General features: G+C 60.3%; 12 protein-coding genes. 6 read left to right on the top strand and 6 right to left on the bottom strand.

What is annotated here, in order from left to right; genetic code table 11:
- Positions 1-12 precede the first annotated feature (12 nt).
- The 5 genes from PMI16_RS07455 (at position 13) to yacG (ending at position 3,871) form a co-directional block, all read left to right on the top strand.
- Positions 13-1,239, top strand: a complete 1,227-nt coding sequence (locus PMI16_RS07455) for a type II secretion system F family protein (RefSeq protein ID WP_007878074.1) — start codon at positions 13-15, stop codon at positions 1,237-1,239.
- A complete protein-coding gene (locus PMI16_RS07460; RefSeq protein ID WP_007878075.1) occupies positions 1,239-2,105 on the top strand; it encodes a prepilin peptidase in 867 nt (288 codons plus the stop codon). Before PMI16_RS07455 ends, PMI16_RS07460 begins: the two co-directional genes overlap by 1 nt.
- 13 nt (positions 2,106-2,118) lie before the next feature.
- Entirely contained in the window at positions 2,119-2,766 is a 648-nt protein-coding gene (gene coaE / locus PMI16_RS07465; RefSeq protein WP_007878076.1) for a dephospho-CoA kinase, read from the top strand.
- A gap of 141 nt (positions 2,767-2,907) precedes the next feature.
- Positions 2,908-3,663 (top strand): cell division protein ZapD, encoded by a 756-nt coding sequence (gene zapD / locus PMI16_RS07470; RefSeq protein WP_007878077.1) that lies wholly within the window; start codon positions 2,908-2,910, stop codon positions 3,661-3,663.
- Between the two features lie 19 nt (positions 3,664-3,682).
- Positions 3,683-3,871: a DNA gyrase inhibitor YacG gene (gene yacG / locus PMI16_RS07475; RefSeq protein WP_007878086.1), complete on the top strand. Its 189-nt coding sequence runs from the start codon at positions 3,683-3,685 to the stop codon at positions 3,869-3,871.
- Between the two features lie 16 nt (positions 3,872-3,887).
- On the opposite strand, the gene PMI16_RS07480 is transcribed toward yacG, so the two are convergent.
- The 6 genes from PMI16_RS07480 to PMI16_RS07505 all read right to left on the bottom strand — a co-directional run bounded on the left by PMI16_RS07480 (position 3,888) and on the right by PMI16_RS07505 (position 11,727).
- Positions 3,888-4,331 (bottom strand): NUDIX domain-containing protein, encoded by a 444-nt coding sequence (locus tag PMI16_RS07480; protein ID WP_007878089.1) that lies wholly within the window; start codon positions 4,329-4,331, stop codon positions 3,888-3,890.
- A complete protein-coding gene (locus tag PMI16_RS07485) occupies positions 4,331-5,212 on the bottom strand; it encodes an ATP-binding protein (RefSeq protein ID WP_007878091.1) in 882 nt (293 codons plus the stop codon). Before PMI16_RS07485 ends, PMI16_RS07480 begins: the two co-directional genes overlap by 1 nt.
- A 231-nt stretch (positions 5,213-5,443) precedes the next feature.
- On the bottom strand, positions 5,444-6,688 hold the full coding sequence (gene argJ, locus PMI16_RS07490; protein ID WP_007878093.1) for a bifunctional glutamate N-acetyltransferase/amino-acid acetyltransferase ArgJ: 1,245 nt from the start codon (positions 6,686-6,688) through the stop codon (positions 5,444-5,446).
- A gap of 108 nt (positions 6,689-6,796) precedes the next feature.
- A complete protein-coding gene (locus PMI16_RS07495) occupies positions 6,797-7,564 on the bottom strand; it encodes a DUF2272 domain-containing protein (protein WP_007878095.1) in 768 nt (255 codons plus the stop codon).
- 113 nt (positions 7,565-7,677) lie between these two features.
- Complete coding sequence (gene secA / locus PMI16_RS07500) at positions 7,678-10,452, bottom strand: preprotein translocase subunit SecA (protein ID WP_007878097.1); 2,775 nt, start codon at positions 10,450-10,452, stop codon at positions 7,678-7,680.
- A 300-nt stretch (positions 10,453-10,752) separates the two neighbouring features.
- On the bottom strand, positions 10,753-11,727 hold the full coding sequence (locus PMI16_RS07505; RefSeq protein WP_007878099.1) for a M23 family metallopeptidase: 975 nt from the start codon (positions 11,725-11,727) through the stop codon (positions 10,753-10,755).
- Between the two features lie 53 nt (positions 11,728-11,780).
- Here PMI16_RS07505 and PMI16_RS07510 point away from each other — a divergent pair, with 53 nt between their 5' ends.
- A complete protein-coding gene (locus tag PMI16_RS07510; protein ID WP_007878101.1) occupies positions 11,781-12,290 on the top strand; it encodes a DciA family protein in 510 nt (169 codons plus the stop codon).
- Positions 12,291-12,363 lie beyond the last annotated feature (73 nt).

The following is a 12,363-nucleotide window of genomic DNA, read 5'->3' on the forward strand; positions in this document are numbered from 1 at the left end:
GAACGACACATCATGGCGACATCCCCGCAACGCCCGCCTGCGCGACGCCGCACAACGCTGTATGCATGGGAGGGCAAAGATCGCAACGGCAAGCTCGCGCGCGGAGAAATGCCTGCCAGCGGCACGGCCGTCGTCAGCGCCATGCTGCGCCGCCAGGGCATCCTGGCCTTGTCCATCAAACGGAAACGCGTACAGCGCGACAACAGGATCCGCGAAAAGGAGCTCGCGCTCTTCACCCGCCAGCTGGCGACCATGCTCAAGGCCGGCGTGCCGCTGCTGCAGGCCTTCGGCATCGTCGCGCGCAGCCAGACCAATCCGGCGCTGGCACGCCTGATCCTGAGTCTGTGCGCCGACGTGGAAGGCGGCACCAGCCTGAACCAGGCGTTCGCGCGCCATCCGCGCTATTTCAACACGCTGTTCTGCAACCTGATCGCCGCCGGCGAGCAAGCGGGCCTGCTGGACGAATTGCTGGACAGCCTGGCGCGCTATCAGGAAAAGACCCTGGCGCTCAAGAACAAGGTGCGGGCGGCGCTGATCTATCCCGCCGCCATCGTGACGGTCGCCATCCTCGTGACCTCCGTCATCATGATCTGGGTAGTGCCGACGTTCAAAGAGGTCTTCAGCAGTTTCGGCGCCGAACTGCCGCTGCCGACGCGCATCGTCATCGCGATTTCCGACTTCATGGCGCGCTATTGGTGGATGCTGGCTGGATTTCTGGGCGGCGCCATGGCATGGGCGCTGCGGCTATGGCGGCGCTCGGCCGCATGGCGGGCGCGCACGGACCGCCTCCTGCTCAGGCTGCCGCTGTTCGGCAAGCTCGTGCGCAAAGCGACGGTGGCGCGCTGGAGCCGCACGCTGGCCACGCTGTTCGGCGCCGGCATTCCCCTGATCGACGCCTTGCAGGCGGTGGGCGCGGCGGCCGGCAACGCCGCCTATGCCGACGCCACCGCGACCATCCGGCAACAGGTCGCCGCCGGCGCCAGCCTGACGACCGCGCTTGAACAAACCCGGATGTTTCCCGGCATGGTCGGACAGATGGTCGCCATCGGCGAGGAGTCCGGTGCGCTCGACGAGATGCTTGCCAAAGTGGCCGACTTTTATGAAATAGAGGTGACCGAAGCGGTCGCGTCCCTCTCCAACCTCATGGAACCCTTTATCATGGTGGTTCTGGGCGTCGTCATCGGCGGCCTGGTTATTGCCATGTACCTGCCTATTTTCAAACTGGGATCCGTTATCTGATGCTGGAAATGCTGATATCTACCGACATACATCGCAGCGGCAGCCCGCTGGCCGCGCTGGTTGCCGCCGGCATCGGACTGTTGATCGGCAGCTTCCTGAATGTCGTCATCCATCGCCTGCCGAAGATGATGCAGCGCGAAGCCGACAACTACCTGGCCCACGAAACCGGCAAAAGCGCACCGCACACCGACCGCTACAACCTGCTGACGCCGCGTTCGGCCTGCCCGCAGTGCGCCGCGCCGGTTCCCGGCGGGTACAACATTCCCGTGGTCGGCTACTTGCTGTTGCGCGGTCGCTGCGCCCGCTGCGAAGCGGCGATCCCGCTGCGTTATCCGCTGGTGGAAATCCTCAGCGCGCTCCTGTCGGCGTGGCTGGGCTGGCATTACGGCCTCGGAAACGCGGGCCTGGCGGCGCTGGCGTTCGCCTATTTTCTGATTGCGCTCAGCGTCATCGATGCGCAAACCCAACTCCTGCCCGACAGCCTGACGCTATCGTTACTGTGGCTGGGGCTGCTGGTCAACCTGAACGGCAGCTTCGCGCCGCTGAGCGATGCCGTGCTGGGCGCCGCGGCGGGTTATCTTGCCCTGTGGGCAATTTACTGGGTTTTCAGGCTCGCCACCGGCAAGGAGGGCATGGGTTACGGCGACTTCAAGCTGATGGCCGCGCTGGGCGCCTGGCTGGGCTGGCAGGCGTTGCCGCTGATCCTGCTGCTGGCATCCTGCCTGGGCGCCGTGATCGGCATCGCCATGGTGCTGATGAAACGCAAAGCCGCCGACCAGGCGCTGCCTTTCGGGCCATATCTGGCGATAGCGGGTATGCTGATGCTGCTGTACGGCAAATCGTTTTTGTATTTCAGCCTGTATTGATGACGGTATCGCGATGACGCCACCTTCCACGCAACAACGCGCGCCCTTCTCCATCGGCTTGACCGGCGGCATCGGCAGCGGCAAAACCACCGTCGCCAACCTGTTCGGCGAACTGGGCGCCGCCATCATCGACACCGACGCCATCGCGCATCAGTTGAGCGCCCCCGGAGGCGCCGCGATTGCGGCGATTCGCGCGGCCTTCGGCGACGACTTCATCACCGCCGAAGGCGCCATGGATCGCACCAGGATGCGCACGCATGTGTTCGCCGACAGCGACGCCCGGAAGCGGCTTGAATCCATCCTGCACCCGCTGATCCGCAGCGAAACCGCACGGGCCGCAGCCGAGGTGCGCGGCGATTATCCGATCTTCGTCGTGCCGCTGCTGGTGGAATCGCAACAATGGCGCAATCGCACCTCGCGCATCCTCGTCGTCGATTGCGCCGAAGAAGTCCAGATCAACCGCGTCATGCAGCGCAACGCCATGCCCCGCGCGCAAGTCGAGGCCATCATGGCGGCGCAGGCGACACGCGCAGAGCGCCTCGCCGCAGCCGACGACGTCATCGAAAACAATCTCGACACGGCCGCGCTGTTGCCGCAAATTGCGGCGCTGCATGCACACTATCTATCGCTGGCAAAAACAAATAGCGGCGATCATTTGTAATTTTCCGCTGCATGGGTCAGAATCACGTAAATTAAACGCGCTTTATCAATATCCGCAATATCTTCAATATCGCTCCGATATTTCAAGGCATATTCATAAAGCGCGTTGTCGAATCCGGTTCAACTTTAAAGGGACGCAGCTTTGATCGTTTACGAATACCCTTTCAACGAGCGTATTCGCACGCTGTTGCGGTTGGAGGACCTGCACGAGAAGTTCGTGTTCTTCCTGCATCAGGAAAGCCCGCTGCAACATCATGTCGCCCTCTCCACCATCTTCGAGATGCTCGAAGTAGCAGGACGCGCCGACCTCAAATCCGATCTGCTGCAAGAACTGGAACGCCAGAAGCAAATCCTGCTGGCTTATCAGTCCAATCCCAACGTCGAACCCGACATGCTCAATGCGATCCTCGGCGAAGTCGATCGCGCCTGCGTCGCCCTGGCCGCCTCACAGGGGCGTACCGGGCAGAACATCCGCGAAAACGAGTGGCTCATGAGCATCCGCGGCCGCACCATCATCCCGGGCGGCGCCTGCGAATTCGACCTGCCGTCCTATTACGCCTGGCAGCAACGCTCGCCGGAACAGCGTTTCAACGACATTTCGAACTGGTTTGCACCGCTGGCGCCGCTGTTCGACGCCGTCACCATCGTCATGCGCCTGTTGCGCGAGTCGGGCCACGCGGTCAAGATCAACGCCGACGGCGGCAGCTACCAGCAAATGCTGCAAGGGAAGATTTACCAGATGCTGCGCCTGGTGCTGGATGAAGAGTTGGGCGCGATTCCGGAGATTTCAGCGAACAAATACATGCTTTGGGTGCGCTTCACCTCGCAAGATGGCGACATGAAACCCAAGGCGTTTGAAGGTGAAGTGCCGTTTGAACTGGCGCTTTGCGGATTTTAAGGTTTTTGAGGTAGATGTAATGGCAACAATCGTCGACTGCCCCACCTGCGGCACCAAAGTGGAATGGACTGAAAAGAACAAATTCCGTCCATTCTGCTCGGAACGCTGCAAACAAATCGATCTCGGCGCCTGGGCCGAAGAGAAATACGCTATCCCCGCGGTCAACCTGCCGCAGGAGCAGGACGACGACAATTCATCGATGCAATAAGCCCATCGCCCAAACCTTAAGCAGGCGAATTTCCCCTGTCCTGTAGCTTGTCGATCCATTCAATCAGCGGTATCGTCGCCGGCAACAAGGGCTCCACCTCGACGCTGCCCTGCCAGGCAAACGCCTGTCCTTCCAGACTTTGCGGCTCGCCGCGCCATTCCCGGCTGATGTAAAAATGCAAACGCACGTGCGCGTGCGGATACACGTGCTGTACACCGCACCACGGCTCGGCCGACAGCACCTCGATACCGAGTTCTTCCAGAAATTCACGCTTGAGTGCGTCCAGAATCGACTCGCCGCCCTCGACCTTGCCGCCCGGGAATTCCCAATAGCCGGCATATGGCTTGCCTTCCGGGCGCTGGCCCAGCAAAACGTCGCCGTTCGGCTTCATCAGGATGCCGACTGCGACGTCGATAGGAGCCGGCATCGGCGCCGACGTTGTTTCGGAGGCAACAGTCATCAGGCTTTCAGCTTTCCGGCATAGTCCCTGGAGAATTGCCACGCCACGCGACCGGAGCGCGAGCTGCGTTGCAGCGCCCAGCGCAAGGCATCGCCACGTGCTTCCTCGATCTGCGCGGCATCGCAGCCGAAATGGCGCAGCCAGTGCGCGACGATGTCCAGATAATCGTCCTGCTTGAACGGGTAAAACGTCACCCACAGGCCGAAACGCTCGGACAAAGAAATCTTCTCTTCCACGGTCTCGCCCGGATGCAAGTCGCCGTCGTCGGTGTGCGTATACGTCGAATTGTCCGACATGCGCTCCGGCATCAGATGGCGACGGTTGGATGTCGCATAGATCAGCACGTTGTCCGACTGTGCCGCAATGCTGCCGTCCAGCGCCACTTTCAGCGCCTTGTAGCCGCTCTCGCCTTCTTCAAACGACAAGTCGTCGCAGAAGATGATGAAACGCTCGGGACGCGCCGACACCAGATCGACGATGTCCGGCAAATCATGCAGGTCATCCTTGTCCACCTCGATCAGGCGCAAACCGCGGTCCGCATACTGGTTCAGGCAAGCCTTGATCAGCGACGACTTGCCGGTCCCGCGCGCGCCGGTCAGCAGCACGTTGTTGGCGGGGCGGCCGTCGACGAACTGCTTCGTGTTCTGATCGATCTGCTCCTTCTGCGGCCCGATGTTATGCAAATCCGCCAGCGAAATGGCCGAGATATGTCCCACCGATTGCAGATAGCCGGCGCCGTTACCATTGCCGTTGTTCCTGCGGCGCCAGCGAAACGCCACGCCCTTGTCCCACTCCACCGACGTGGCCGACTGCGGCAGGATGGATTCGATACGCTCCAGCAAAGCCTCGGCGCGCTGCAAAAACTGATCTAATTGAGTCATGACAAATTGGCAAAGTGGATAGTTACGTCACATTGTGACGGAAACCAAACCGCCATCGCGTGAATAAAATTCGTGGAAAACCAAAGCCGTTCACCTAAAAACATCTCAGGCTCTGAATTCGCTCAGGGCCGTAGCGAGCGGGTCAAAGTCGGGATAAGAAGCGCAGCCGTACTTGAGTACGGCGAGCATCGCAGTCCCGAGATTGGCCCGCGCAGTAGGCCATGAGCGAATTCAGGAGCGGTAGTCGGCATTGATGGTGACATAGTCGTGGGAAAGGTCGCAAGTCCAGACCGATGCCTTCGCCGTCCCACGCGCCAGCTTCACGCGCACCACGATCTCGCTCTTCTTCATGACGCGCTGGCCGTCTTCTTCCTTGTAATCCGGATTGCGCCCGCCGTTCTTGGCAACCCACACCTCATCCAGATACAGATTCAGCTTCGACACGTCCAGATCGTCAACGCCAGCGTAACCGATGGCGGCCAGGATACGACCCAGATTCGGATCGGAAGCGAAGAATGCCGTCTTGACCAGCGGCGAGTGACCGATGGAGTAGGCGATCTTGCGGCACTCTTCCACGCTCTTGCCGTCTTCCACGGTGATTTCGATAAACTTGGTGGCGCCTTCGCCGTCACGGATGATCTGGTGCGCGAGGTTTTGCGACAGCGCGTTGACGGCGGCGGCCAGCTCCTTGTATTCGGCGCTGTCGGCGCTGGTGATTTCCAGTTCGCCGGCGCCGGTGGCGATCAGCATGAAGGAGTCGTTGGTCGAGGTGTCGCCGTCTATGGTGATGCAGTTGAAGGACTGATCGGCCGCGTCCTTGACCAGTTGATTGAGCAGCGCCTGCGGCACTTTGGCATCGAACGCCAGATAACCCAGCATGGTCGCCATGTTCGGTTTGATCATGCCGGCGCCCTTGCTGATGCCGGTCATGACGACTTGCTTGCCGCCGATAGTCAGCGTGCGCGACGCGGCTTTCGGTTGCGTATCGGTGGTCATGATGGACTCGGCCGCGTTGAACCAGTTGTCGGCTTTCAGGTTGCCGATGGCGGCCGGCAGGGCGGCCTTGATGCGATCGACCGGCAGCGGCTCCAGGATCACGCCGGTGGAGAACGGCAGGATCTGTTCAGGCTTGACGCCGAGCAGGCCGGCCAGTTCGGTACAGGTCTCGTTGGCGCGCGCCAGGCCTTCTTCGCCGGTGCCGGCATTGGCGTTGCCGGTGTTGATCACCAGCGCACGAATTGGCAACCCGGGCGCAGCATCGGAGACCTGGGCCAGATGCGTCTTGCAAATCTGTACAGGCGCGGCGCAGAAGCGGTTGAGCGTGAACACGCCGGCCACGGTGGCCGTCGGCGCCAGTTTCATGACCAGCAAGTCCTTGCGGTTGGCTTTGCGCACGCCGGCCTCGGCATAACCCAGCTCGATGCCGGCAACAGGTTTCAGATCAGCGGAAACGGGAAGAGGGGAATTGACGGCCATGGTTGTCTAGTCTGCGATGAAGGTGAGAAGAAACCGCGACGCGGCATAAGCGGCGTCAGCGGTCACGAAGAGCAATATTGTAAACGGAGTGCATGACAGGAATGTTTTTTAAGGCATCAGATTTTTGGCCACGACAAACCATGGCCGACGCGCCAGCGGCACCAACCGGGCATTGGCGTCGATCGGAATCAGCGACTCCGATACCGAATTGAAAACATTGCCGCCGATCACTCCCGCCCAGCCTTGTTCCGGGTGGATTTCATAGACAAGATCGCAATGCCCCGGCAAACCCGGACGGATATCGTCCAGCGTCGCCGCCTGGTTGCTGTCGCGCGGCGCGCAAATCAGATCGCCCGGCGCAATCGGCTCGGTGGCGGCAGGACGCAAGACGAACAGGGGCGCCGGCAGGCTTTGGCGCGCCTTGAGGAAACTCAGGTAGTTGAAATGCACGTCGCTGAACAGGAAGTCATCCGGAGAAACACCTGCTGTTTGCATCAGGTAAGAGATGAAAGCTGCCGACCAGGCCTGTTGCGTATCGGCGCCCGTGTAATCCTTGCCCACTGCCTGCCAATACAAGCCGATGCGCTGCACGGCTTCGCCCTCGTCTTCCAGCAAACCCAGACGCGGCGCGTTCAGCACGTCGCTGCGCATGTCGATCTGCTGGCGGTCGAAGAAATCCCATTCGGTCTTGGCGACGGCCAGCAAAGCTGCGCGGCGCGGCAACTCTTTTTGCGCCGTCGGCGAAACTGAAGAAACTGCAGCCGACGCCGTAGCAGATGGCCTCACCGGCGCACTGCCGCAAGCGGCCAGCGCCAGCAACGAGGCGATTGCCGTCAGCTTGCATAGTGCGCGTCGGATTGGTGGAAATGGGAACATGATGACGCTCTTCCTTTTCTTGTTGCAAGTCGTCGTCGCGGAAAGCAAAAAGCCGCCCTCAATCAGATTGAGAGCGGCTTTGGTCAGGCAGTCCGGTGCGGATAAAGCGGTGCTTAAGCCAGCTTGCCGTGGCACTGCTTGTACTTCTTGCCGCTGCCGCATGGGCATGGATCGTTGCGGCCGACCTTCGGCAGACCGTTGACCAAGGGCTGTTCGCTGCCGCCAACGTTGCTGTCGGGAGTCGCTGTCGGCGCCAGCAATTCTTCCGGCGCCGCATTGGCGTCGAAGTCGGCATGCTGGTAGTGCACGTTTTCGACATGCGACTGGCCAAGGTTTTCTTCGGCCGCTTCGATTTCTTCGCGGCTTTGGATGCGCACGGTCATGACGATCTTGATCACTTCGTTCTTGATCAGGTCGAGCATCTGGGCAAACAGCTCAAACGCTTCGCGCTTGTATTCCTGCTTCGGATTCTTTTGCGCATAGCCGCGCAGGTGGATGCCCTGGCGCAGATGATCCAGAGCGGCCAGATGTTCGCGCCAGTGGCTGTCGATGCTTTGCAGCATGACGCTGCGCTCGAAACCGCTGAACGCTTCCGTGCCGACCACGTCCACCTTGGCGGCGTAAGTCGTCGCCGCAGCGGTCAAAACGCGTTCCAGCAATTCTTCTTCGGTCAGGTTCGGCTCGGCCTCGAGGATTGCAGTCAGCGGTACGTCCAGTTGCCATTCGTTGCTCAGTGCGGCTTCCAGCGCCGGGATGTCCCATTGCTCTTCGACCGATTCTTCCGGCACGTGCGTGCGGAAGGCTTCGGTGAAAACGCCTTCGCGCAGCGAAGTGATCATTTCCTCCATTTCAGCGGATTCCAGCAACTCGTTGCGTTGCTGATAGATGACCTTGCGCTGATCGTTGGCGACGTCGTCGTATTCCAGCAGCTGCTTGCGAATATCGAAGTTGCGCGCCTCGACCTTGCGCTGCGCCGATTCGATCGAGCGGGTGACGATGCCTGCTTCGATCGGCTCGCCTTCCGGCATCTTCAGACGGTCCATGATGGCGCGCACGCGGTCGCCGGCGAAGATGCGCAGCAGCGCGTCGTCCAGCGACAGATAGAAGCGCGAGGAACCCGGATCGCCCTGACGACCGGAACGGCCGCGCAGCTGATTGTCGACGCGGCGGGATTCGTGACGCTCGGTGCCGATGATGTGCAGGCCGCCGGCGCCGACCACGTGGTCGTGCAGCGATTGCCATTCGTCGCGCAGCTTTTGCGCTTGCGTCTGCTTGTCGGCGTCCGGCAAGGCGGCATCGGCTTCGATGATCTGGATTTGCTTCTCGACATTGCCGCCCAACACGATGTCGGTACCGCGACCGGCCATGTTGGTGGCGATGGTGATCATCTTCGGACGGCCGGCCTGCGCGATGATTTCCGCTTCGCGCGCATGCTGCTTGGCGTTGAGGACGTTATGCGGCAGCTTGGCCTGGTTCAGGATGCCGGACAGCAACTCGGAGTTTTCGATCGAGGTGGTGCCGACCAGCACCGGCTGGCCGCGCTCGTAGCAATCCTGGATGTCCTTGAGCATCGCCATGTACTTCTCTTGCGACGTCTTGTAGACCTGGTCCTGGCGATCCTTGCGCGCGCTCGGGCGATTCGGCGGGATGACCACGGTTTCCAGGTTGTAGATTTCCTGGAATTCGTAGGCTTCGGTGTCGGCGGTACCGGTCATGCCGGACAGCTTGCCGTACATGCGGAAGTAGTTCTGGAAGGTGATCGAGGCCAGGGTCTGGTTCTCGTTCTGGATCTTGACCTTTTCCTTGGCTTCGACGGCCTGATGCAGACCATCCGACCAGCGGCGGCCCGTCATCAGACGGCCGGTGAATTCGTCGACGATCACGACTTCGCCGTTTTGCACCACGTATTGCTGATCCTTGTGATACAGCGTGTGGGCGCGCAATGCGGCGTACAGGTGATGCACCAGCGAGATGTTGGAAGCGTCGTACAGCGAAGCGCCTTCCGGCAGCAAGCCCATGCTGGTCAGGATTTCTTCGGCGTGCTCGTGACCGGCTTCGGTCAGCAGGACCTGATGGCCCTTTTCATCCTTGGTGTAATCGCCGGGGACTTCCACCTTGCCTTTGCCGTCGGGCGTTTCTTCGCCGATCTGCAGCGTCAGCAGCGGCGGCACTTCGTTGATCTTGTGGTACAGATCGGTATGGTTTTCGGCCTGGCCGGAAATGATCAGCGGGGTGCGCGCTTCGTCGATCAGGATCGAGTCGACTTCATCGACGATCGCAAAATTGAGGCCGCGCTGCACGCGATCGCCGGCGTCGAACACCATGTTGTCGCGCAGGTAGTCGAAACCGAATTCGTTGTTGGTGCCGTAGGTGATGTCGGAAGCGTAGGCGCCCTGCTTGAGGTCGTGCTCCATCTGCGACAGGTTGATGCCGGTCGTCAGACCCAGCCAGCCGTACAGCTTGCCCATCCATTCGGCGTCGCGTTGCGCCAGGTAATCGTTGACCGTCACCACGTGCACGCCCTTGCCCGACAAGGCGTTCAGGTAGGCCGGCAGGGTTGCCATCAGGGTTTTGCCTTCGCCGGTGCGCATTTCGGCGATCTTGCCGAAGTGGAGCACCATGCCGCCGATCAGCTGGACGTCGAAATGGCGCATCTTGAGCACGCGCTTGCTGGCTTCGCGGCAGACCGCGAAGGCTTCCGGCAGGATGTCGTCGAGCTTGGCGCCGTCGGCCACGCGTTGTTTGAATTCCGGCGTCTTGGCTTGCAGCTCGGCATCCGACAGTTTCTCGATGTCCGCCTCGAGCGCATTGATTTGACGGACAATTTTTTGATATTGTTTGAGCAACCGCTGATTGCGGCTACCGAAAATCTGGGTCAGTAATGACATGCTTGGATTCTAAAAAAGCGCCGAAAAATGACTCTGCGCGGCAATTTTGCCCGCACGGAACCGGAATGAGGCCAATAAACCTTGGATTTTAGCATGCAAGCGCTCCGCAACAGTGTTCCCGCCGGGGGCATGCATGAGATGGCGCCTCGCCGTCTTCGCCGACCGGCAAAAGTATTCTCCAAGGCAATAACCGAAACATCCATGCCGACTGGAATGCCGGCATTTCCGCTCAAATACTGACGATAGATTGGGCCTGGCCGCAAAGATTCAATATTGCCGCAGATTCGGCCTGGGACGGACTCAACGCCCGGCGACGAATATCGGCGCCGCTTTGGGGCCGTTGCCGGGACTGCCCAACGCGAGGAATTTGCGCGGGTCCTGCGCCACGCCGCGGATGCGCACCTCGAAATGCAGGTGCGGCCCGGTCGAGCGCCCGGTGGTGCCGATATCGGCCACGTGCTGGCCGCGCTTGACGATGTCGCCGACTTTCACGTACAGCTGCGATGCATGCGCATAGCGCGTGATGAGGTCGTTGCCGTGGTCGATCTCGAGCATGTTGCCGAACTGATAATGATATTCGGCAGCGATCACCACGCCCGCAGCGGCGGCGACGATGGGCGTGCCGGTCGAAGCGGGGAAGTCCAATCCTTCATGAAAGGCATTGTGTCCGGTAAAAGGATCGAGACGCCAGCCGAAACTCGATGAGTTATAGGCGACGTTGACCGGTGGGTTGGTCGGCAGCAGGCGCGACTTGATCTTGTCGCTCATGAGCGTGGATTCGACCGCATTCATGTAATCGGAGCGATGTCCCACGTCAACGGCCAGCGCGTCGAGCATCTTCTGCAACTCGCTCATGCCCAGCTCCTGGCCGGCGCCGCCGATGGACGACACTTCCATGCCGCCGCGGCCAGGCTTTTCCTTGAAGTTGAATTCTTCGGGACGCACGCCGGCCAGGCCCTGCACGCGTTCGCCGAGCGCATCCAGGCGCATCAGCTGCGCCTGCATTTCGCCCAGCCTGACGGCCATGACGGCGAGGTTTTCCTTGAGGTATTTATCCTTCCGATCGTCTTCCTGCTGCGTCATCGACACCAGCAGCTTATGCAGCATCGGCGAGCTTTCGCCGTCGGACGCGTTACGCAAAACGAGATAAGACAGCGCCGCCGCCGCAACGGCAATACCGATCGCCAGGAAGAACAACGCCGCCACAACATGCCTGGAAGTCAGCGTGACTGACCGTGCGCGCGTAAAGCGCGGGTGCAGCAGGATAATTTGCATCTTTACTCCTTTGACTCTCCTCGGCAAAGGAGGAGATGTGATAAGGTTTAAAGATGAAGTATCCCTCCACATTTACCCCTTATCGCCGTGGTCCTTCGGCCGCGCAGTTAAAGCGCAAGCCCCGGGACGCGACAGATTTTCTGCAGTCGGATAATGCAATGGCAAGCTTGTTGCCTGCCATTACCCGTATGTCGGCGCTGCAAAAAAGCTGCGCCGCGATTCTGCCGGCTATTTTCAAATCGTGCGACGTCATGAACTTCGAAGGCGGCCAGCTGGTGCTGAGCATGCCCAATGCGGCGCTGGCCGCAAAGCTCAAGCAACAATTGCCGAAATTGCAAGAACGTCTGCTAAAAGATGGATGGCAGGTTAATGCAATCCGGATCAAAGTACAAGTTGGCAAAAGCTATGTCGTTCCCCCGGTCGAACGCCGGGTGCTTACTTTGCCCAACCTCGCCGTGGCATCGTTTGCAGAATTGAACGACGCGCTGGAAGATTCAAAACAGAATCAGGCGCTCAAGGCTGCACTGGTGAACATGGTACGCCGCAATACCGGCATCAAATAGAAAGAGTACAAAAAGAAACCCGGCCTTGTTCTTGCTCTGACGAAAGAAGAATTCGCCGGAGTCGCCCGCCGCA

Origin of the sequence: Herbaspirillum sp. CF444 (genome assembly GCF_000282135.1) — a bacterium.
GTDB lineage: Bacteria > Pseudomonadota > Gammaproteobacteria > Burkholderiales > Burkholderiaceae_D > Herbaspirillum.